The organism is Arthrobacter sp. Z1-15, assembly GCF_054792395.1.
Genome location: NZ_CP096454.1, coordinates 2,243,064 through 2,263,165, shown reverse-complemented (window position 1 = coordinate 2,263,165; position 20,102 = coordinate 2,243,064). Strand labels below are relative to the sequence as shown.

Below are 20,102 nucleotides of genomic sequence, written 5' to 3'. Positions count from 1 at the left end.
AGCAGCTAGGACGGACGGGACTCCGGCGACTGGGTCTTCGCCGGATCCCGTTCCGCAAGTTCCCCCACAGCCTCGTCGATGCGGGCCAGCACGTCCGGCTTGAGTTCAACGCCGGCGGCCAGCACGTTGGACGTGACCTGCTCCGGCCGGGACGCACCGATGATGGCGCCGGCCACATTGGGGTTCTGCAGAACCCAGGCCACAGCCAGCTGCCCCATGGTCAGGCCCGTCTCGTCGGCAATGGGCTGAAGCTTCTGCACCCCGGCCAGGACCTCGTCATCCATCCAGCGGCCGATCATCTTCGCCCCGCCCTTGGCGTCCGTGGCACGGCTGCCTTCGGGAAGCTCGGCGCCGGGCTTGTACTTGCCGCTGAGCACTCCCTGCGCCATCGGGGAGAAGACGATCTGGGAGATGCCCAGTTCCTCGGAGGCCGGCACGACGTCGGCTTCGATGACCCGCCACAGCATGTTGTACTGCGGCTGGTTGGAAATCAGCGCGAAGCCGAGCTGCCGGGCAAGGTCCTGGCCGGCGCGGAGCTGCTCGGCGTTCCATTCGCTGACGCCGATGTACAGGGCCTTGCCCTGGCGCACGACGTCGGCGAACGCCTGCATCGTTTCCTCCAGCGGCGTCTCGTAGTCGTACCGGTGGGCCTGGTACAGGTCGACGTAATCAGTCTGCAGCCGCTGCAGGGAGCCGTTGATGGACTCCATGATGTGCTTGCGGGACAGGCCGGAGTCATTGTGGCCGCCCGGACCGGTGGGCCAGTACACCTTGGTGAGAATCTCCAGGGACTCGCGGCGTTCATTCTTCAGCGCCGCGCCCAGGACTCCCTCCGCAATGGTGTTGGCGTAAGCGTCGGCGGTGTCGAAAGTGCTGATGCCGGCGTCGAGCGCCGCCCGCACACAGGAGGCAGCGACGTCGTTCTCCACCTGGGAGCCGTGGGTCAGCCAGTTGCCGTAAATGATTTCGGAGATTTTAAGTCCGCTGTTGCCGAGGTACCTGTGTTCCATCTGCTGCGCTCTCTCTTCGAATGACGTGTACGAGCAAAACTAAGGCAGCTTTGCAATTCGGTCAAAGGTTTCGGATCCTGTGTTCGCTACGCAGTGTCTGCAGGACTAAGCCGGTCAGGCAGATCTTTCCGCCATGCTGTACTGGAGCGGTGATAATCAACCTGCCCGTCCGGCAACCCTTTGACGCGCCGGGGATCTTCCGGTTCCTGGCGGTCCGCGCGGTACGCGGGGTGGAGACCGCGGAGCTCAGCGACCCGGAAGAACTGCGGTACGCCCGCACGCTTTCGCTTCCGCACGGGCCGGGAGCAATCAGCATCGCTGCTGCTGCCGCCGGCGGAGGCTGGGAGCTGAGCGTGCAGCTGGAACTGGCCTCGCCCGCCGATGCCGAGCACGCACTGCAGCGGGTGCGGCGCCTGCTGGACCTCGGCGCCGATCCCTCCGCCGTCGACACCGCACTGTCGGCCGATCCCGCGCTTGCCCCGCTGGTGGAGCGCACCCCGGGGATCCGGGTCCCCGGAGCCGTTGATCCGCACGAACTGGTGGTGCGCGCGCTCGTGGGCCAGCAAATCTCCGTGGCTGCCGCCCGGACCCACCTCAGCCGCCTCACGACGGAGGCCGGGGCTCCCTTCGCTTCCGCATTCCCCGGCCTGGACCGCCTGTTTCCCGCACCGGCTGACATCCTCGCCCGGGTGCCGGAGCCCGTCCCGGGCGGGCAGCCGGACCCGGACCGTCCGCTCCGGCTGCCCGGACAGGCAGTCCGTGCCGTGATCGCTGCGGCACGGGATCTGGCGAGCGGGGAACTGGATGTGCAGGCGGGGACGGATCCAGACATTCTGCGTGCCCGGCTGCTTTCCCGTCCGCGGATCGGCCCCTGGACCGCGGCCTACATAGCCATGCGCGTACTCGGCGATTCAGATGCGTGGCTCACCGGAGACGTTGCCCTTGTTGCGGGTGCGAAGGCGGCAGGGGTGCTGGAGGAAGGCATTGGCAAAGCGGCAGCACACCGGGTCCTTGCCGACCGCGCGGGGGACTGGGCGCCGTGGCGCTCCTACGCGGCGATGCACCTGTGGCAGGCTGCCTAGGCCGGGTCGTAGGCCACGGCAACGTCCAGTACCCAGACGACGCCGAAGCGGTCCGCCAGCATTCCGTAGGCGGGGGAGAACGCCGACGGCGCGAGGTCGGCCACGATGGTTGATCCTTCCGCCAGGCGGTCCCAGAGTTCCGAAACCTCCTGCTCCGAATCGGCCCGCACCGACACGAAGAAGGGCTTGTCGCCCCGGTCGAGGGGGACGCTTGCCGGCACATCGTAGGCCATGACCCGGAACCCGTTTACGCCGGTCACCTGGCCGAACTTAACCTGGTCCGCCTCCTCCGGGCGTTCCGTGCTGCCGGCATCCTGGTTGCTGATGACCAGGAGCTGCCCGCCGAACACGGAAGTGTAAAACTCGAGGGCCTCCCGGGCTTCGCCGCGGAAATTGAGATGGGGAGTGGTGGTGACGCTCATGGTTGTTCTCCTGAGTGCTTGCAGGCCGGGGAATTTCTCCGGCAACAGCCACTCTTCTCCCAGTAGAGGTCTATTTCCGTCCTCTATTCCGCCTAGTATCAAAAACATGCCGTCGACAACTTCGCGCCTGCTGATGCTGCTCTCCCTCCTGCAGGCGCGCCGCGAGTGGCCCGGCGAGGTCCTGGCCGAGCGTCTGGACATCAGCCACCGCACTGTCCGCCGTGACGTGGACCGGCTCCGGGAACTGGGGTATGCCATCCGGGCGGTGAAGGGACCGCACGGCGGCTACCGGCTCGATGCCGGAGCCGAGCTCCCGCCGCTTCTTTTCGACGATGACCAGGTGATCGCGCTGGCGGTCGCGCTGCGGAGCGCAACGTCTACGGGTGCGGGCATTGAGGAAGCAGCCGGCCGTGCGCTGGCGACAATTAGCCAGGTAATGCCCTCGCGCCTGCGTCGCCGCCTCGACTCGCTCCGTTTCACCACCCTTCCCGCCCGTCGGGAGGGAACCGCGCAGGCAGCGCCGGGGGTCCTGCTGGCCCTGTCCGCTTCCATCCGTGCACGCGAGGTGCTGCGGTTCGACTATGCGGAGCGGGCAGGTCCACTGCACCGCCGGCGGGTGGAACCGCACCACCTGGTGGCCTCCCGCGGACGCTGGTATCTCGTCGCCTGGGACCTCGAGCGCGGGAACTGGCGGATTTTCCGGGCTGACCGGGTCACTCCGCATGTCCCTACCGGTCCGCGCTTTGCCGAACGCACGGTTCCCGGCGGCAACGTGCATGATTTTGTCCGGGCAAGGTTTCGCGGGTCAGCTGAGGAAAACGCCTGGCCGTGCCGGGGCACCGTCATTCTGTTGCTTCCGGCCCACGAGGTGCTGCCGTTTGCCGGGGACGGGAGCGTTGAACCCCTGGGTGCGGACCGGTGCCGGCTGACGTCCGGATCCTGGTCCTGGGAGGCGCTCGCCGCGTCCCTCGGGCGGTTCGACGCCGACATCTACGTCGAGTCCCCGCCCGAGCTGACAGCAGCATTCAGCCGGCTGGCGGACCGTTTCGCGGCAGCTGCTGCCGGCACCCGGCCTGGTCTCTAGCCCCCGCAGGTCCCAGAGCCCACACGCTCCCAAACCCCGCTGGCCCTTCCCAAACCCCGCTGGCCCTTCCCTAACCCCGCTGGCCCTTCCCTAACCCCGCTGGCTCTTCCCTAAACCCCCGCTGGCCCTTCCCTAACCCCGCTGGCCCTTCCCTAAACCCCCGCCTGGCGCTTCCCTAACCCCGCTGGCCCTTCCCTAAACCCCCGCCTGGTTGGACGTGGCCGGCTGGCCGAGCCCGCTGTGCTCCTCCCGGAGTTGCCGCTTGACGATCTTTCCGCTGGGATTCTTGGGCAGGGAGTCGGCGATGACCACATATTTGGGCGTCTTATAGCCCGCCAACAGTCCCCGTGTGTGGGCCATCCCTGCTTCCGGCGTCAATGCGGCTCCGGACTTCGGAACCACCACAACGGCCACCGCCTCCACCCAGTGCGGATGGGGAACGCCGAACACCGCCGCCTCGGCCACGCCGTCAAGCAGGTAAACCGCTTCCTCCACCTCCCGGCTGGCAACGTTTTCCCCGCCAGTTTTGATCATGTCCTTCTTGCGGTCCACCACGGTGAGGTACCCGTCGTCGTCGAAGTACCCCAGGTCCCCGGAATGGAACCAGCCGCCCGCAAACGCGTCGGCAGTGCGCTCGGGGTCCCGGTAGTAGCCCAGGGTTGCATGCGGGCTGCGGTGCACGATCTCACCCACGCTCCCGGCCGGAAGCGGACTGCCGTCTTCGCCGACCACTGCGGTTTCCACGTTCAGGGAGGGCCGGCCGGCTGAACCGGCGTGCATCAATTGGTCCTCCGGGCCCAGGATGGTGGCCACCGGAGCCATCTCTGTTTGCCCGTAAAAGTTCCAGAAGCGGACGCCGGGCAGGCGCTGCTGCAGTTCCTTGAGGACCTGCACCGGCATGGCGGACGCTCCGTAATAGCCCTTGCGCAGGGAGGAGAGATCAGCGGCGTCAAAGTGCGGCGAGCGCAGGAGGGAAATCCACACTGTGGGCGGGGCAAAAAACTTGGTGACTTTCTCCCGCTCAATGGTTGCCAGGATGGCGGCGGGATCCGGTGCGGGCAGGATGATGCTGGTGGCCCCCAGATAAATGTCCGGTCCCAGGAAGCAGTCCAACTGGGCGCAGTGGTACAGCGGAAGGGTGTGCAGGTCGACGTCGTCGGAACTCATGTCACCGTCCACCACGGCCGAGACGTACTCCCACAGCAGCGACCGGCTGGACATCAGGGCACCTTTGGGGCGGGACTCCGTGCCTGAGGTGTACATGAGGCGCACCGGATCGTCGTCGCCCACGGGGGGCGCCACCCGGGAGAGCGTCAGGACCGGCGCTGTCGAACTCGAACCAGTCCTGCACATCGGTCCACCCGGCCGGCGGAGCGTCTGTCCCGCTGCAGACGCAGGAACGCACGACGACGGCGTCCGTTTCGGCAGCGGCCATGGCGGCCTGGGCTACCGGAAAGAGGGCGTCCTGAACAACGAAGGCGCTGGCTCCGCTGTGATCCAGGACGTAGGCGACCTCGTCCGGTCCGAGCATGAAGTTGATGGGAACCAGCACCACGCCGGCCCGTGCGGTTGCGAAGGCCAGGACTGCAAACTGCCAGGTATTGCGGCACAGCAGTGCCAGGCGGTCGCCGGGCTTTATGCCGCTGCTGTGCAGGGCGGATGCTGCTGCGGCCACGGACTGCTCGAATTCCGCGAAAGTCAGCCGGGTGCTTCCGTCAACGATGGCCGTGCGGCGCGGATACCGCTGTGCGCTGCGCCGCGGCAGGTCTCCGAGTGTCTGGCTGCGGGCTTGGCTGCCGGAAGGTGTGCTGACGGAGGGTGCGGCAACGGCAGACGTGGCGCCGGACTCTGACGTGCCGGGCGCCGGCTTGCCGGACTCTAGGTTGCCTAACGCTGACTTGCCGGACTCTAACGTGCCGGGCGCCGGCTTGCCGGACTCTGACGTGCCGGGCGCCCACGTGCCGGACTCTAGGTTGCCAAACGCTGACTTGCCGGACGTGGAAGACAGTGGAGCGGACACGCGGAACCCCTGGGGTAGACGTTTTCCGCTGCTGCACGTGGTGAGCGCGGATCTGTAGGCCCACAGTCTGTCCCACCCGGAGGCTCAGGGGAAGCACCACTGAGCCGGGCCGTCCTTAGGCTTTCTGTACCGTGATGGACCATTCCGCCGGACCGATTTTGGAAAAGTCGGTGACCGGGTAGCCGCTTTCGGCAGCCCAGCGCGGAATGGCGTCAGTGGCCTGGGTGCAGTCGAAGTGGATGACCAATTCATCGCCGGCTGCCAGCGTGGTCATTGCGTCCTTGGCTTCGACCAGGGGGAAGGGGCAGACCTGTCCGTTGGTTTCAAGGGTTACCTGTGCCATGTGGATTCTTCCTTTCGGGAAGGGATTCTTGAGGAGGGTTTTGAGGAGGGACTTGGGCTGGATGCCGGCGGGGATGCCGGGTTTGCAGGTAGGGTGCCTGCGAATTGGGAAGGGGCTCGGAAATTTAATAAGTCCGGTGTTGCGAACCTAGCTGCGGACGCCGGCGGCAGCGGAAGCCCCGGCGGCACCGGCTGCTCCGCTGCTCCCGGCACCCGTGCTGCCGGAACCGGTGCTGCCGGAACCGGTGCTCCCGGAAGCCGCAGGACGGCGTTTCATGATGGTCATCCTCGCGGCAAGGCCCGTACCCAGGATCATGCATACCAGGGCGGTCCAGCCCTGGAAGCTGAACTGGGCCGTCTCAACCATGGCATTTCCGATGGTGCAGCCGCCGGCAAGCGCGGCACCGACGCCCATCATTGCGCCGCCGCCAAGGCTCTTGAGGACGGTTGGCGCGTCGGGAATGCGGATCCGGAATTCACCGCTGCCCTTCGCCGCGATGAAGGAACCCACGAGAATTCCAAGGACGAGGAAGACACCCCAGTCGACCAGTTCCGGATCCCCGGTCACCAGGTAGTTAACCGCGTTAGAGGACGGCGTGGTGATGCCCAGGCCCGCTTCGCGGCCGGTGGCCCAGCTCAGCGGCCACGCGATGATGGCGATCAAACCGATGACCACCGCCGTGGCGAAGGCATTCCAGGGCTTCTCAAACAACAGATGTGCCAGCCCGGACTTCGAGGCCGGCGGGGTTGCCATGGTGAACTTCGGCTTGCTCAGGTGATGGCGTACCGCCAGGGCCACCGCCCCCGTCAGGATGGCCACGAACACCCACGGCGAGACATTCAGGACCGAGTGGAAGGTGCTTTGCTCCACGGTGACCGACCGCATGGATGCGGTGAACCCGGACAGCGGTCCGGTTTTCATCACGGCGGCAAACAGGGCGTACGTGATCAGGGCCAGCCAGCTGCCCACCAGCCCTTCACCGGCACGGTAATACGTTCCGGTGGCGCAGCCTCCGGCCAGGACAATGGCAAACCCGAAGATTAAACCGCCCACTACCGTGGCAAGCCACGGGAACGGTCCCGATTCCAGGGAAATGACACCGGCCGCATCGAGAGCGAAAACTCCGATGCTCTGTACGGCAACAACCACCATGAACGCGGTGAGCCACCGCGTATTGCGGGTCACCCAGATGTCACGGAAGGCACCCGTGACGCAAAAACGTCCGCGCTGCATCACGAAGCCAAGCGCCATGCCGACAAAGAGGCCGGAAATAAGCATGGAAGTGTCCCCTTCCGGGGTGAGTAAGGGTGGAAAATCCGCGATGGATAAGGGCGGAAATCCAGGAGGGCGGGTAAGCCGGGAGACATCAACGCTATTGGTCCGGGGTGAAGCCGGGCAAAGAATGTGGCGCCGCGTGAAGAGTAGTGAAGCCCGGTGACGCAAAGGGAATAAAATCTCTCCCAGCCTGCCCCTAGCAATTACTAGGTAGTCCAAGTAAATTGGCGTCCACGGTACCAATGAAGGGCGGGGCATGTTCGAACTCACGGAAGATCAACAAGCAATCAGGGACATGGTGCGCGACTTCGCCGCCGGGGCCCTGGCGCCCAACGCCGCCAAATGGGATGAAACCAAGCACTTTCCGGTGGGCGTCCTGGCGCAGGCCGGTGAGCTCGGCATGGGCGGAATCTACGCGGCGGAGGAACACGGCGGTGCCGGCCTTTCACGCACCGACGCCGTCGTGATCTTTGAGGAACTGTCCAAGGCGGATCCGTCCATCGCGGCCTACATTTCCATCCACAACATGGTGGTTTGGATGATCGACTCCTTCGGTACCGAGGACCAGCGTGCGCGCTGGGTTCCCGAACTCGCTTCCATGCAGTCGCTGGGCAGCTATTGCCTCACCGAGCCGGGCGCAGGCTCCGACGCCGCGGCCCTGACGACCAAGGCTGAACGGGACGGCGACCATTACGTGCTGAACGGCGTCAAGCAGTTCATCTCCGGCGCCGGCAGCTCCGCGTATTACATCGTCATGGCACGCACCAGTGGTGCCGGTGCCCGGGGCATCAGCGCCATTGTTGTTCCGGCGGACACCCCGGGACTGTCCTTTGGCCCTGCCGAGCGCAAGATGGGCTGGAATGCGCAGCCCACGGGCCAGGTAATCTTCACCGACCTGCGGGTTCCCGTGTCTAACCGGCTGGGGGACGAGGGCTCCGGTTTCGGGATTGCCATGAAGGGCCTGAACGGCGGACGCCTGAACATGGGAGCGTGCTCGCTGGGCGGTGCACAGGCTGCCCTGGACCAGACCGTGGCGCATCTGAAGCAGCGCACCGCTTTCGGCAAGCCGCTCATTGAGCAGTCCTCGCTCCTTTTCCGGCTCGCCGACATGGAAATGAAGCTCCAAGTAGCCCGGACGATGCTCCGGCGGGCCGCGGATGCGCTGGACCGGGGGGCGCCCGACGTCGTCACGCTCTGCGCCACTGCCAAGCGGGTGGCCACCGACAACGGTTTCGCGGTGGCGAACGAGGCGCTGCAGCTGCACGGCGGCTACGGCTACCTCTCGGAGTACGGCCTGGAAAAGATTGTCCGGGACCTGAGGGTCCACCAAATACTGGAAGGCTCCAACGAAATCATGCAGCTCATTGTGGGCCGGACGCTGGCGGAGGCCTGAGATGACGAAAAGCAGCGCACCCGAGCAGTCTCCGGCAGCGGCGACCTCTCCGGCGCCGGCGGAGAACGCCGAGCCCGAGGTCCTGATTGAACGCAGCGGTCACCTGGGCCGGATCATCCTGAACCGCCCGCGGGCCATCAACGCGCTCACGGCCAGCATGGTTGCCCTCATCCGCGGAGCACTGGACCAGTGGGAGCATGACGACGCCGTGGCGACCGTTCTGCTGTCCGGCGCCGGTGAGCGCGGACTCTGCGCCGGGGGTGACATCGTGGCCATCTACCGGGACGCGGGCAACGGCGGCGCTGAATCCGCCCGGTTCTGGGCAGAGGAATACGAACTCAACGCCCGCATCAGCAGCTATCCCAAGCCCTATGTGGCGCTGATGGACGGAATTGTCCTGGGCGGCGGCGTCGGCGTTTCCGCCCATGGCAGCCACCGGATCGTCACCGAGCGCACGAAGGTGGGCATGCCGGAAACCGGCATTGGTTTTGTTCCCGACGTCGGCGGCACCTACCTGCTCTCCCGTGCCCCCGGAGAGCTGGGCACGCATGCCGCCCTCACCGCCGGAATGATGACCGGCCCTGATGCCCTGCTCCTGGGGCTGGCGGATCTGTATATGGACAGCAGCCGCTTGGAGGACCTGGCCGCCGCGCTCGCGGAAAGGCCGGCCGGGGAGGTCCTGCAGGACTTTGCGCAGGAGGCTCCGGAGGCCCCGCTGGCGGCTGCGCAGCACTGGATCGACGAGTGCTACGGCCACGACGACGTCGAAACCATCATTGATGCCCTGCTCCGTTCCGGGGAGGCGGACGCCAACTCCGCCGCCGGAGCGATCAGCGCCAAATCCCCGACCGCGCTGAAAGTGACGCTGCAGTCGCTGCGCCGGGCGCGCGAGCTTCCGGACCTGGTCAGCGTCCTGGTGCAGGAATACCGCGTCTCCCTGCATGCCCTTGCCGCGCCCGACTTCGCCGAGGGCGTCCGGGCACAGGTGATCGACAAGGACCGTGAGCCGCGCTGGCAGCCGGCCGCCCTTGAGGATGTGCGCCAGGCCGACGTGGACGCATACTTCGAACCCGTCCAGGGCCGGCGCGACGTTTTCACTACCAGCCAGGAGCAGATATGACACAGGAACCGCAGCAGCAAGGCCCGGGCCGGGACACCAGGGTCGGCTTCATTGGGCTGGGCAACATGGGCGGGCCGATGGCTGCCAATCTGGTGGCCGCCGGGTACCCGGTGACCGGCTTCGACCCGGTTCCCGCTGCAGCGGAGCGGGCCGCAGCCAAGGGCATCCGCATGGCGGCCACTGCAGATCAGGCCGTGGCGGAGGCCGACGTCGTCATCACCATGCTGCCCACCGGCCAGCATGTGCTCAATGCCCTGTCCGGTGACGGTGACGCTTTGGGACTGCTCGCGGCCGCTGCGCCGGATGCCCTGTTCCTGGAGTGCTCGACCATCTCCGTTGACGATGCCCGCACAGCCCATGCACTGATGCTCGAGACCGGGCACCGCGGACTGGATGCTCCCGTCTCCGGGGGCGTGGTGGGCGCCGAAGCGGGCACCCTGACCTTCATGGCCGGCGGGGCCGCGGATGATTTCGCGGCAGCGCTGCCCCTGCTCGAAATCATGGGCGGACGCGTGGTGCACTGCGGCGATGCCGGGGCGGGACAGGCAGCCAAGATCTGCAACAACATGATCCTCGGCGTCTCCATGATTGCGGTCAGCGAGGCCTTTGTGCTCGGGGAAGAACTGGGCCTGACCCACGAGGCGCTGTTCGACGTCGCCTCCGCCGCATCAGGGCAGTGCTGGGCTCTAACCACCAACTGTCCGGTTCCCGGCCCGGTTCCTGCCAGTCCCGCCAACCGGGACTACCAGCCCGGCTTTGCCGCGGCGCTGATGGCCAAGGACCTGGGCCTTGCCGCGGACGCCTTGGATTCCACCGGAGTCCGCGCGGAACTGGGGCGGCGGGCCGGAGAAATCTACCGGGACCTCACGGCGTCCGGCGGCGGAGGACAGGACTTTTCCTCCGTCATCAATTCCATCCGGGCCGCTACCTCGGCCTCGGAAGCAGATGCCGGCCAGTACCGGCACCCCACGGACGGACACCACCCGGCGGAACAGCCGGCAGGGCAGACACAGCCGGCAGGACAGCTGTCGGCAGAACAGAGCGGAGCAGTATGAGCGAGTACGAGAACATCCTCCTGGAGCGCAGCGGACGGGTTGGCATCATCACGCTGAACCGCCCCAAAGCTCTGAATGCGCTGAACTACGGGCTGATGCAGGATGTGGTCTCGGCAGCAACGGAGCTGGACAGTGATCCGGAAATCGGAGCCATCATCATTACCGGTTCCGAACGGGCCTTCGCTGCCGGAGCCGATATCAAGGAAATGTCCGAAAAATCGTATATGGACATGTATCTCGGCAACTGGTTCCGCGGCTGGGACACCCTCGCTGCCGTCCGTACCCCGGTGATTGCAGCCGTCTCCGGCCACGCCCTGGGCGGCGGCTGTGAACTGGCGTTGCTGTGCGACTTCATCATTGCCTCCGATACGGCTACGTTCGGGCAGCCGGAAATCAAGCTCGGGGTCATACCCGGAATCGGCGGCTCACAGCGGTTGACCCGTGCAGTGGGCAAGGCCAAGGCCATGGAAATGATCCTCACCGGCCGGACCATCGGTGCCGAGGAAGCCGAAAGGGCAGGCATGGTGGCACGTGTTGTACCTGCTGCCGATCTGCTCGCCGACGCCCGTTCCACCGCAGAGACCATCGCCTCCATGTCCGCCCCGGTAGCAATGCTCGGCAAGGAACTCGTCAACGCCGCCTTCGAAACCACGCTGGAATCCGGCATCCGGTTCGAGCGCCGGGTTTTCCATTCCGTCTTTGGCCTGGAGGACCAGAAGGAAGGCATGGCGGCCTTCATCGAGAAGCGCAAGCCCGATTTCAAGCACCGCTGAGCCTGGACACCCAAGAATCCCGCGCCACCCCAGCAGCACCGCACCACCCCAGCAGCACCGCACCACCCGAGCAATCCGAGTACGACGACCGAGAAAACGAGGCATCATGACCCAGCTCAACATTCCCTCGGAAGCTGAGCGCAGCGCTGACAGCGCCGGCAGCAGCGCAGAGCGTTCCGATTACAGTTCCTTCCTGTCCGGGGTCGACCAGCCAATGTGGATCGGCGGCGAGCCGGTTCAGGCTGCGTCGGGGCAGTGGCGGGACGTCATGAATCCGGCACGCCGGGAAACCGTCATTGCCCGGGTCCCGGCCGGCGGTCCCGAAGACGTGGACCGCGCCGTTTCCGCTGCCCGGGCTGCATTTCCCGGCTGGCGCAGCGCCCACTTCACCGTCCGCTCCCGGGCGCTATCCCTCATCGCCGACGAGATCGAAGCCCGTGCCGAAGACTTCGCGCGGCTCACGGCCCTGGATACCGGGAACGCTCTGCGCACCCAGGCGCGGCCTGAAGTCACCACGCTGGTCTCCCTGTTCCGGTACTTCGCCGGAATTGCCGGTGAGGCCAAGGGCGTGACCCTGCCCGCCGGCGAGGGGCAGCTGCAGTACACGCGGCTGGAACCGCTTGGCGTGGTGGCCTGCATCCTGCCCTGGAACTCGCCGCTCATGATTGCCGGGTTCAAGCTTCCGGCAGCCCTGGCCGCGGGCAACACCGTCATCTTGAAGGCGGCCGACGACGCGCCGCTGACCATCCTGCTGCTGGCCGAAATCTGCGGAAAGCACCTGCCGGCCGGAACCGTGAATGCCCTGACCGGGCGGGGAAGCGTCATTGGTGCTGCTCTGGCCGAGCACCCCGGCGTTGACAAGGTCTCCTTCACCGGATCCACGGAAGTTGGCCGCGGTGTCGCCCGCACCGCCGGAGAGCGGCTGGCCCACGTGTCCCTGGAGCTGGGCGGAAAGAATCCTTCGATTGTCTTCCCGGACGCAGTCGACGAGGAACTGATTGACGGACTGCTGCTCGCCTCCCGGTTCACCCGGCAGGGCCAGAGCTGCACTGCCGGTTCCCGGCTGTTCCTGCACGAGGACATTTACGACGAGGTCCTCGAACGGCTCTCGGCAAAGCTCGGTGCCCTGACCGTGGGCGACCCGCTGGATGAGGCCACCGACATGGGTGCTGTCATTAACAACAGCCAGTTCTCCTCCATCAGCGGTTACCTTGAGGAGGGCCGCGGTTCCATGGCCACGATCCTCGGCGGCTCCGTTCCGGAGGAGGGTCCGCTGACGGAGGGCTACTTCCACCTGCCGACGGTGTTCGGCGGCGGCCGGAACGATTTCCGGCTGGCGCAGGAGGAGATTTTCGGCCCGGTCCTGGTTGCCATTCCGTGGCGGGACACCGAGGACGTCATCCGCATGGCGAACGAGTCCCACTACGGACTGGCCGCCTACGTTTGGTCACATAACCTGGACGATGCGCTGAACACCGCGCACCGCGTGGACGCCGGCTGGGTGCAGGTGAACCAGGGCGGAGGCCAGGTGGTGGGGCAGTCCTACGGCGGCTACAAGCAAAGCGGTATCGGCCGGGAGGTGTCGCTGGAGGGCATGCTCGCGGGGTTCACCCAGACAAAGCAGATTAACGTCAAGCTGCGCGGCTGAGGCCGCAAATGAGCAAAGGGTCCCTCAAGGTCACCCGGGACGGTCCGGTGGCAACTGTGCTGCTGGCCAATCCCGGGCGCCGCAACACGCTGACCGCTGCGATGTGGCGGGAGTTCGCCGTCGTACTCGCACCGCTGGAGCATGACGACAGCGTCAAGGTGGTGATTATCCGCGGCGACGGGGAGGATTTTTCCGCCGGTGCGGACATTTCCGACCTGCGGGCCATCCTGCACAATCCGGACAACGGACTGCACGACGGCGGTGACGTCACGGCGGGGGAGGAAGCGATAGCGGCCTTCCCCAAACCGGTGATTGCCGCCGTCGACGGGTACTGCCTCGGCGGTGCCTGGCAGGTCGCGGGAGCCTGCGATTTCCGCCTCGCTTCCGACCGTGCCGTCTTCGGCATCACTCCGGCCAAGATCGGCATTGTTTATCCGCTGTCCGGGATCAAGCGGCTGGTTCGGCTTGCAGGGCCCGGGGCTGCAAAATATCTGCTGTTCAGCGGGGATTTTGTTCCCGCCGAGCAGGCACTGCGCCTGGGACTCGTGGAACGGGTCATTCCGCAGGCGGACTTCTGGACCGACGTCGCGTCCTTCGCCCGGCGCCTTGCCGGACGCTCCCAGCTTTCGCTGCAGGCCATGAAGGAACTCGTCGACATCATTGCCTCCGTGGATTCCGGTAATGCTGCCGATGCCTCGGGCAGCGTGGAGCAGCACAGCGAGGAACAGGCCAGCGAGGAGCAGCGCAGCTTGGAACAGGCCAGCTACCGCTGGCAGCAGGAAATGGCTGCAGCTGCGGATCCCGTTATCGGTGTCCGCGCCTTTCTTGCGAAGGCAGAGCCGGCCTTCACCTGGACCGGCCCCGTCAGCCCGCGCAGGGCCGACGCTGCGCGCGGTTCGAGCACAGCCCCCAGGGCGCATGATTCGAAAGAGGAACAATGAACCAGGACAGCGCCACTACTATGTTCCGTGCCGCCCGCGATGAGCTGCTTGCCCTCGCCGGCAGCTACGAGAAAGCGGTGGACACCTTCACCTGGCCCCGGCTGGACGGCCGGTTCAACTGGGCCGTGGACTATTTCGACGCCATGGCGCGCGGCAATGATGGCTGCGCCCTGTGGATCGTGGAAGAGGACGGATCGGAGCGGAAGTACAGCTTCGACGACATGGTGCACCGTTCCGACCAGGTCGCCGCCTGGCTTGCTGCCTGTGGAGTCGGCCGGGGAGATCCCGTGATGCTGATGCTCGGCAACCAAGTGGAACTCTGGGAGAGCATGCTCGCCGCCATGAAGCTCGGCGCCGTCATTATGCCCACTGCTTCCGCTGCCGGCAGTGCGGACCTTGCCGACCGGATCAGCCGCGGAGGCGCCCGGTGGGTTATCGCCAATGCAGCCGATGCCGGAAAGTTCGACGACGTACCCGGCGGCTACGGCAGGATTCTGGTCGGCGGCCAACCGGGCGGCTCACCGGGCGGCTCAGACGTGCAGCCGGCTGCCGGATGGCTGGACTATGCGGACGCGTATGCGAGTGATCCGGTGCAGCAGCAGACGGTCACCGATGCCGCTGATCCGCTGCTGTTCTATTTCACGTCCGGCACCACCAGCCGGCCGAAGCTGGTGGAACACACCCAGGTGTCCTATCCGGTGGGGCACCTTTCCACGATGTACTTTCTCGGCCTGCAGCCGGGGGACGTCCATCTGAACATCAGTTCTCCGGGCTGGGCCAAGCACGCCTGGAGCAGTTTCTTTGCTCCGTGGAATGCGGAGGCGACAGTCTTCATCTACAACTACGCGCGGTTCCGGCCCGAGGCTTTGTTGGAGCAGCTGCATCGGGCGGGTGTCACCAGTCTGTGTGCGCCCCCGACTGTGTGGCGGATGATGATCCAGTCCAACCTCGGGGAACGGCCTGCCCTGCTGCGGGAACTCATCGGTGCCGGCGAACCGCTGAATCCGGAAGTGATTTCCAAGGTCGAGTCCGCGTGGGGGCTGTCCATCCGTGACGGTTTCGGGCAGACGGAAACTACGGCTCTGGTGGGGAACACCCCCGGTGCTGAGCTGCATCCGGGATCGATGGGCCGTCCGCTGCCCGGAGTTCCGGTGGTTCTGATTGATCCGGCAACCGGTCTGAGCGCTGACGAAGGCGAGATTTGCCTGGATCTGTCCCGCCGGCCGCTGAACCTGATGACCGGCTACCGCGGCGATCCCGAGCGTACGAAGGCAGCCATGGACGGCGGCTACTTCCATACCGGCGACATGGCGGTGCGGGACGAGGCCGGTTACATCACCTATATCGGCCGCACCGACGACGTCTTCAAGGCTTCCGACTACAAGATCAGTCCGTTTGAACTCGAGAGTGTCCTGATCGAACATCCTGCGGTGGCTGAGGCCGCCGTCGTGCCCGCTCCCGACGAGCTGAGGCTCGCAGTTCCCAAGGCCTATGTTGCCCTAGCCGAGGGATGGGAACCGAACCGCGAGACAGCGCTGTCCATCCTGACCTATGCACGGGAGCATTTGGCTCCGTACCTGCGGGTGCGGCGGCTGGAATTCCATGAGTTGCCCAAGACCATGTCCGGCAAAATCCGCAGGGTGCAGCTGCGGGCTCTGGAGACCGAGGCGGACGCCGGCGGGAACAGCAGACCGGTAGGAGATCGCGTGGAGTTTCGGGACGATGAATTTCCGGAGCTGCGCCGGTGACGTCTGTGCCGATGCCCGGGACTTCAAAGTCGGAGTCCGGGAAGCCGGAGTCCCAGGGCTCACAGCCCCTACCCCAGGATCCCATCGCGGAAGCCCGCAGACACTGGGAAGAACATGGATGGGGTGAAGCGGCCGCGGGCATGGCGGCTGTCACCGCGGTGATGCGGACCCATCAGATCCTGCTGACGCGAGTGGAGAATGTACTCAAGCCCTTTAGCCTGACATTCGCCCGGTTCGAGCTTCTGGCTCTGCTGAGCTTCACGGCCAGCGGTGCCTTGCCGATGGCTAAAGCCGGTGCGCGGCTTCAGGTGCATCCCACGTCAGTGACCAATGCTGTGGACCGTCTGGAGCAGGCGGGTCTGGTGGAGCGCCGGAAGCATCCCTCTGATGGTCGTACTGTTTTGGTGGAGATCACTCCGGCAGGTCGGAAGCTTGTCCCCCTTGCCGCGTCGGCTTTGAATAGCGAAGTTTTTTCCCGCTCCGGGTTTGCACCGAATGACTTGGCCGAGCTAACGGAAATTCTGACCCGGTTCCGTCGTGATGCCGGGGATTTCTCCGATTGATGCAGGCCACCCGGGTTCGGGCCTGGGACCGGAGTGATGGGTTCAGATACACATCAGACTCCGCACGCCAAGGGCTGGCAGGAAAGTCGGGCACGACCCGAACTGGGCCCGCCTAAACAGTGGTCATTATGCGATGACCATGAGCGGTTGGCTGTGTCTAGAAGGGTGGTGGGTCGTCTCCGTAGTCGTCCGGGTCGCCGAAACCCACAGCACCTGCGGCATGCTCCGCCCCCGACCCCGCAACATGCGCAGTACATGCCGCACTCTCCGTCCCGTTTTCCGCCGTGACAGCTGCAGGCTCCAGGGGCGCCTGGGTGGTCGGGGCTGGGGCTGTGTCCCGGATCAGGGCGAGGCGTGGTTCGGTGCGGTACTTTCGTCCTGCCGGTGAGGTCCACTCAATGATTCCGGGGTTGGGCTGGCAGGCTTTCCAGAATCCTTTGGTTTTGAACATGTGGTGCCGCCGGCATAAATGCTCCAGGTTGTCGTGATCTGTGGCGCCGCCCTGCGCGAAGGGTTTGGTGTGGTCGATTTCGGAGATCACCGCGTTGGTCCGGCAGCCCGGGAACCGGCACGTCCCGTCCCGGACCCGCAGCAGCTGCTTCAACCCGTCCGGTACTTTCCGTCGCTTTCCGACCCGCAGGACTTCCTCGGTGTCCGGGTTCCGTTCCACCGGTGTCCACTTCGCCGCTTCGCGGGCCATCCGCCGTGCCGTTTCGGGGCTGATGGGTCCGTAGCCGTGCAGTTCCGCGGGCTGGTCATCGGCGCCCAGGAGGGTTTCGGCGCTGATCAGGACCAGGATCTCGGTCCGGGCCCGGGAACCGTGGCCGCCGCACCCGGTGCCGGTCTTCGAACCCCCGCTTCTGCCCGCCCTGGAACGCTTACCCCCGGAACGTTTACCGGCACCGGCACCCTTACCGCCGTCACGCTTACCGGCACCGGAATTAGCGCCGGCACCAGAATCGGGACGACTACCAGAATCGCGGCCGGGGCCGGTTCCCGTACCGGCATCGTTGGCGAGGCCGGTGTCGGTGCAGTCGCACGCATGATGGTCGTGGTTTCCGCCGTCGAGGAGGTCGGTGAGGATGTCCGTGCGGAGCTGGTCCACGGTGCGCGGGTCTCCGTGGGCCTGCTCGCCGCGGGCTGCAATGCTGAGCCGGGTGAAGAACGCCTGGGCTTTCTCGGCCGGGAGCAGGGCCGAGAGCCAGGACATTCCGTCGCAGTCAGGCTGCAGGGCCACCCGCCGCTGTTCGAAGGCGCTGCGCTGACGCACGGTGATGGTTTCCGGGTAGGTGTTCTCCCGCAGCCGCCGGGCCCGGACCCGGAACTGGGTGTGGGTTTGTTCGGGTGCCAGGTCCAGCAGTTGTGTTTGGAAGGAGGGCAGTTCCTTGGCGGGGATGTTCTGGCATTGATCGATGACGGTCTGCGCGTGGGCGTAGCTGATGTTTCCGGTTTCCAGGGCGTGGAGGGTGGGGGTGTGGGTGGTGCACAGGGTTCCGGCTTCACTCATCAGCATCATGGCGGTGTTCGCGGGAAGGTGCAGGATCGCAGCTGCTTCCTCGGCGGCGAGGCTGAAGGCCATCGCGGGGTCCAGGGTGGCGGTGTCGTGGTGGTATTCGGTGCGGAACTGGGTGTGGATGCGGGTGAGGGTTTTGGCTTGCTGGGCCTGGGCCCAGCGGATGAGGTGATCGAGGCGGGAGAGGACGGTGGCGGCTTCGTCCTGGTTCAGGGACTGCAGGTTTTGCAGGGCCAGGGACCCGGTGAGCCCGTTTTGGTACACGGGGCCGGAGCATTCAGGAGCGGTCGGGGCTGGAACGGTACCGGGAGCGGCACCTCGAATACTCTGGACAGCCGCCGTTGTGGAAGCAGGATCCGTACCGGGAGCGGCAGCGTAAACCGACAGGCCGCACTCTGCAGCGTTGCAGCTGACGCTGCCGTTGCCGTTGCCGTTGCCAGCAGTCTCACCGGGGGAAGATCCGTTCTGATCCATGTCTTCAGGCTTTCACCCGGCACTGACATTTCCGGCCCCAAAAGAGCCCCAAAAGGCCCCTCAGGAGCCCTTTTCAGGTACTCCAAATACCCGACTTTTTCACCCGACTACCTACGAATAAGCCCGGCTACCTAGCCGCGAGCCAAAGACCGTCGAGAGCGGCAAGAAAGGCCGGAGAAAGGGGAGGGAGGCCGGAGAAAGGGGAGGAAGGCCGGTGGGGGGAAGGAAGAAGGGAGGCAACCGGGGTGAAAGGAGAGAACCCGTGCAAAGGGGGAGCGGGGACAGCTAACGCCGCTAAGACACCGACTCGTCAAGCGTCCAGGGGCTGCCGGAAGGCTCCTGCTTGAACCAGGACTCCTGCTTGAACCAGTATTCCGGGGCCGCCGCCGTCGTCCGCGCAGACTGAAGGGCACGAGCCGTGACGTACTCACGGCTCGTGCCCTTCAGGCCGCGGCAGGGTAGCCGGGGCTGTCGACAGATTGTCGCAACTCGCCGCCTGGAGACCGCTTTACCAAGAGCCCCGGCTATGCAAGCTTGCAGCGGATCAGATAGCCGCCGCCAGTCAGACCTGTCCCTGCTGTGCAGTGCCCGCCGCATGGGGCTGCAGGACCTGAACATCCATTTCGGCGGACATCTTTCCATCCAGAGCTGCAGTCAGAGCTTGGAAGGCCGGGCTGACGGAGTGCGCCTGCAGGTCTTCGGGACTGGCCCACTTCTCGATCATGACAAGCCGGTCACGGCCTTCATTGAGGCTGTACAACTCACAGCCGGCATCTTCGGCGTGGACCCGCGCGATCACCTCTTCGAGAGTTGCAATGACCTCATCCCTGTACTCGGGCTTGGGAAACATGGTGGCTACGATGACAAGGCTCATGCGTTCTGCCCCTTCAGTGCCTCAAGGGCATCCTGAACGGGGACTGAACCGTTGTTGAATTCGATCGTCTGCCCGATAGTCTCCGGGCGGTCCAGCACTGCAGCAGCCACCAGAGCCACGTCTTCGCGCGAAACCTGGGTGCCTTCAATGCCGGGACCGGTTTCGATCTTGCCGGTACCGGGATCAAGAGTGAGCGCACTGGGGCCGAGAATGGTCCAGTCGAGACCGCTGCGGCGCAGGTGTTCGTCAGCGGCAGCCTTGGCCTCGGCATAAGCGAAGAAGCCGTTGTCTTCAGGAACGCCGTGATCGGGACCTGCACCAAAGTACGAAACCATGACGTAGCGGCGTGCGCCCGCTTCCTTGGCGGCATCAATGGAACGGATTGCTGCATCACGGTCCACGGAATAGGTGCGTTCGGGCGCACCGCCACCGGCTCCGGCAGACCAGACCACGGCATCCTGCCCGGCAAGCTTCTCGGCAATTTCTTCCGTGGACAGGTTTTCGACGTCGGCGACGACGGCGGCCGCTCCCGTGGCTTCGACGTCGGCGGTGTGTTCCGGGTTGCGGAACAGCGACGTGACCTGATGGCCGTTTGCGGTCAGGTCCTTGGCTAAGTGCAGGGCAACTTTACCGTGGCCGCCGATAATGGCTACGCGTGACATGGTGAGTCCTTTCGATGGGGATCAGTGTCCCTGCCACCCTAAGCACGCTGATGGTTCCTGTGCCTACTTGTTCCGCTGATGGCAGACCCCCGTACTTTTGTC

At 65.6% G+C, this 20,102-nt stretch carries 19 protein-coding genes; 10 read left to right on the top strand and 9 right to left on the bottom strand.

Features of this window, described 5'->3' with window-relative positions; translation table 11 throughout:
* Positions 1-5 precede the first annotated feature (5 nt).
* Positions 6-1,010, bottom strand: a complete 1,005-nt coding sequence (locus tag M1D40_RS10340) for an aldo/keto reductase family protein (protein ID WP_461168772.1) — start codon at positions 1,008-1,010, stop codon at positions 6-8.
* Positions 1,011-1,159: 149 nt separating this feature from the next.
* Between M1D40_RS10340 and M1D40_RS10335 the strand changes: the two genes are divergently transcribed.
* Positions 1,160-2,092, top strand: coding sequence for an AlkA N-terminal domain-containing protein (locus M1D40_RS10335; protein ID WP_461168771.1), 933 nt, complete (start codon positions 1,160-1,162; stop codon positions 2,090-2,092).
* On the opposite strand, the gene M1D40_RS10330 is transcribed toward M1D40_RS10335, so the two are convergent.
* On the bottom strand, positions 2,089-2,514 hold the full coding sequence (locus M1D40_RS10330) for a VOC family protein (RefSeq protein ID WP_461168770.1): 426 nt from the start codon (positions 2,512-2,514) through the stop codon (positions 2,089-2,091). The genes M1D40_RS10335 and M1D40_RS10330 overlap by 4 nt on opposite strands.
* Before the next feature lie 106 nt (positions 2,515-2,620).
* On the opposite strand from M1D40_RS10330, the gene M1D40_RS10325 reads away from it, so the two are divergent.
* Positions 2,621-3,598 carry a helix-turn-helix transcriptional regulator gene (locus M1D40_RS10325; protein WP_461168769.1) on the top strand — a complete coding sequence of 326 codons (978 nt, stop codon included), beginning with the start codon at positions 2,621-2,623 and terminating at the stop codon, positions 3,596-3,598.
* Between the two features lie 195 nt (positions 3,599-3,793).
* Here the strand turns inward: M1D40_RS10325 and M1D40_RS10320 are convergent, their stop codons facing one another.
* The 4 genes from M1D40_RS10320 to M1D40_RS10305 form a co-directional block, all read right to left on the bottom strand.
* Entirely contained in the window at positions 3,794-4,861 is a 1,068-nt protein-coding gene (locus M1D40_RS10320; protein WP_461171047.1) for an AMP-binding protein, read from the bottom strand.
* Positions 4,767-5,618 carry an AMP-binding protein gene (locus M1D40_RS10315; RefSeq protein WP_461168768.1) on the bottom strand — a complete coding sequence of 284 codons (852 nt, stop codon included), beginning with the start codon at positions 5,616-5,618 and terminating at the stop codon, positions 4,767-4,769. The genes M1D40_RS10320 and M1D40_RS10315 overlap by 95 nt, the downstream gene beginning before the upstream one ends.
* Before the next feature lie 115 nt (positions 5,619-5,733).
* Positions 5,734-5,961, bottom strand: a complete 228-nt coding sequence (locus tag M1D40_RS10310; RefSeq protein WP_341395070.1) for a sulfurtransferase TusA family protein — start codon at positions 5,959-5,961, stop codon at positions 5,734-5,736.
* A gap of 147 nt (positions 5,962-6,108) precedes the next feature.
* The gene (locus M1D40_RS10305; RefSeq protein WP_461168767.1) at positions 6,109-7,239 is read right to left on the bottom strand and encodes a YeeE/YedE family protein; all 1,131 of its coding nucleotides are present in this window, start codon (positions 7,237-7,239) and stop codon (positions 6,109-6,111) included.
* 253 nt (positions 7,240-7,492) lie between these two features.
* Here M1D40_RS10305 and M1D40_RS10300 point away from each other — a divergent pair, with 253 nt between their 5' ends.
* From M1D40_RS10300 to M1D40_RS10265, 8 genes are all read left to right on the top strand, one after another.
* Positions 7,493-8,629, top strand: a complete 1,137-nt coding sequence (locus M1D40_RS10300) for an acyl-CoA dehydrogenase family protein (RefSeq protein WP_461168766.1) — start codon at positions 7,493-7,495, stop codon at positions 8,627-8,629.
* Position 8,630: 1 nt separating this feature from the next.
* Positions 8,631-9,749, top strand: a complete 1,119-nt coding sequence (locus tag M1D40_RS10295) for an enoyl-CoA hydratase/isomerase family protein (protein WP_461168765.1) — start codon at positions 8,631-8,633, stop codon at positions 9,747-9,749.
* Entirely contained in the window at positions 9,746-10,804 is a 1,059-nt protein-coding gene (gene mmsB / locus M1D40_RS10290; RefSeq protein WP_461168764.1) for a 3-hydroxyisobutyrate dehydrogenase, read from the top strand. The genes M1D40_RS10295 and mmsB overlap by 4 nt, the downstream gene beginning before the upstream one ends.
* Positions 10,801-11,577: an enoyl-CoA hydratase gene (locus M1D40_RS10285; protein ID WP_341395075.1), complete on the top strand. Its 777-nt coding sequence runs from the start codon at positions 10,801-10,803 to the stop codon at positions 11,575-11,577. Before mmsB ends, M1D40_RS10285 begins: the two co-directional genes overlap by 4 nt.
* A gap of 106 nt (positions 11,578-11,683) precedes the next feature.
* Complete coding sequence (locus M1D40_RS10280; RefSeq protein WP_461168763.1) at positions 11,684-13,225, top strand: aldehyde dehydrogenase family protein; 1,542 nt, start codon at positions 11,684-11,686, stop codon at positions 13,223-13,225.
* 8 nt (positions 13,226-13,233) lie between these two features.
* Positions 13,234-14,166, top strand: a complete 933-nt coding sequence (locus tag M1D40_RS10275; protein WP_461168762.1) for an enoyl-CoA hydratase/isomerase family protein — start codon at positions 13,234-13,236, stop codon at positions 14,164-14,166.
* Positions 14,163-15,914, top strand: a complete 1,752-nt coding sequence (locus M1D40_RS10270; RefSeq protein ID WP_461168761.1) for an AMP-binding protein — start codon at positions 14,163-14,165, stop codon at positions 15,912-15,914. Before M1D40_RS10275 ends, M1D40_RS10270 begins: the two co-directional genes overlap by 4 nt.
* An 11-nt stretch (positions 15,915-15,925) precedes the next feature.
* Positions 15,926-16,477: a MarR family winged helix-turn-helix transcriptional regulator gene (locus M1D40_RS10265; RefSeq protein ID WP_461168760.1), complete on the top strand. Its 552-nt coding sequence runs from the start codon at positions 15,926-15,928 to the stop codon at positions 16,475-16,477.
* Between the two features lie 157 nt (positions 16,478-16,634).
* Here M1D40_RS10265 and M1D40_RS10260 read toward each other — a convergent pair whose 3' ends face one another.
* From M1D40_RS10260 to M1D40_RS10250, 3 genes are all read right to left on the bottom strand, one after another.
* Complete coding sequence (locus M1D40_RS10260) at positions 16,635-18,464, bottom strand: HNH endonuclease signature motif containing protein (protein ID WP_461168759.1); 1,830 nt, start codon at positions 18,462-18,464, stop codon at positions 16,635-16,637.
* Between the two features lie 562 nt (positions 18,465-19,026).
* Positions 19,027-19,338 (bottom strand): putative quinol monooxygenase, encoded by a 312-nt coding sequence (locus M1D40_RS10255; RefSeq protein ID WP_461168758.1) that lies wholly within the window; start codon positions 19,336-19,338, stop codon positions 19,027-19,029.
* Complete coding sequence (locus M1D40_RS10250; RefSeq protein WP_341395756.1) at positions 19,335-20,000, bottom strand: SDR family oxidoreductase; 666 nt, start codon at positions 19,998-20,000, stop codon at positions 19,335-19,337. The genes M1D40_RS10255 and M1D40_RS10250 overlap by 4 nt, the downstream gene beginning before the upstream one ends.
* Between the last annotated feature and the right edge of the window lie 102 nt (positions 20,001-20,102).

Coding starts and splice junctions, on each gene's coding strand:
- M1D40_RS10255 (WP_461168758.1), bottom strand. CDS start 19,338: ATGAGCCTTGTCATCGTAGCCACCATGTTTCCCAAGCCCGAGTACAGG.
- M1D40_RS10305 (WP_461168767.1), bottom strand. CDS start 7,239: ATGCTTATTTCCGGCCTCTTTGTCGGCATGGCGCTTGGCTTCGTGATG.
- M1D40_RS10275 (WP_461168762.1), top strand. CDS start 13,234: ATGAGCAAAGGGTCCCTCAAGGTCACCCGGGACGGTCCGGTGGCAACT.
- M1D40_RS10270 (WP_461168761.1), top strand. CDS start 14,163: ATGAACCAGGACAGCGCCACTACTATGTTCCGTGCCGCCCGCGATGAG.
- M1D40_RS10250 (WP_341395756.1), bottom strand. CDS start 20,000: ATGTCACGCGTAGCCATTATCGGCGGCCACGGTAAAGTTGCCCTGCAC.
- M1D40_RS10265 (WP_461168760.1), top strand. CDS start 15,926: ATGCCCGGGACTTCAAAGTCGGAGTCCGGGAAGCCGGAGTCCCAGGGC.
- M1D40_RS10300 (WP_461168766.1), top strand. CDS start 7,493: ATGTTCGAACTCACGGAAGATCAACAAGCAATCAGGGACATGGTGCGC.
- M1D40_RS10285 (WP_341395075.1), top strand. CDS start 10,801: ATGAGCGAGTACGAGAACATCCTCCTGGAGCGCAGCGGACGGGTTGGC.
- M1D40_RS10310 (WP_341395070.1), bottom strand. CDS start 5,961: ATGGCACAGGTAACCCTTGAAACCAACGGACAGGTCTGCCCCTTCCCC.
- M1D40_RS10260 (WP_461168759.1), bottom strand. CDS start 18,464: ATGGATCAGAACGGATCTTCCCCCGGTGAGACTGCTGGCAACGGCAAC.
- mmsB (WP_461168764.1), top strand. CDS start 9,746: ATGACACAGGAACCGCAGCAGCAAGGCCCGGGCCGGGACACCAGGGTC.
- M1D40_RS10325 (WP_461168769.1), top strand. CDS start 2,621: ATGCCGTCGACAACTTCGCGCCTGCTGATGCTGCTCTCCCTCCTGCAG.
- M1D40_RS10330 (WP_461168770.1), bottom strand. CDS start 2,514: ATGAGCGTCACCACCACTCCCCATCTCAATTTCCGCGGCGAAGCCCGG.
- M1D40_RS10295 (WP_461168765.1), top strand. CDS start 8,631: ATGACGAAAAGCAGCGCACCCGAGCAGTCTCCGGCAGCGGCGACCTCT.
- M1D40_RS10280 (WP_461168763.1), top strand. CDS start 11,684: ATGACCCAGCTCAACATTCCCTCGGAAGCTGAGCGCAGCGCTGACAGC.
- M1D40_RS10320 (WP_461171047.1), bottom strand. CDS start 4,861: ATGTACACCTCAGGCACGGAGTCCCGCCCCAAAGGTGCCCTGATGTCC.
- M1D40_RS10340 (WP_461168772.1), bottom strand. CDS start 1,010: ATGGAACACAGGTACCTCGGCAACAGCGGACTTAAAATCTCCGAAATC.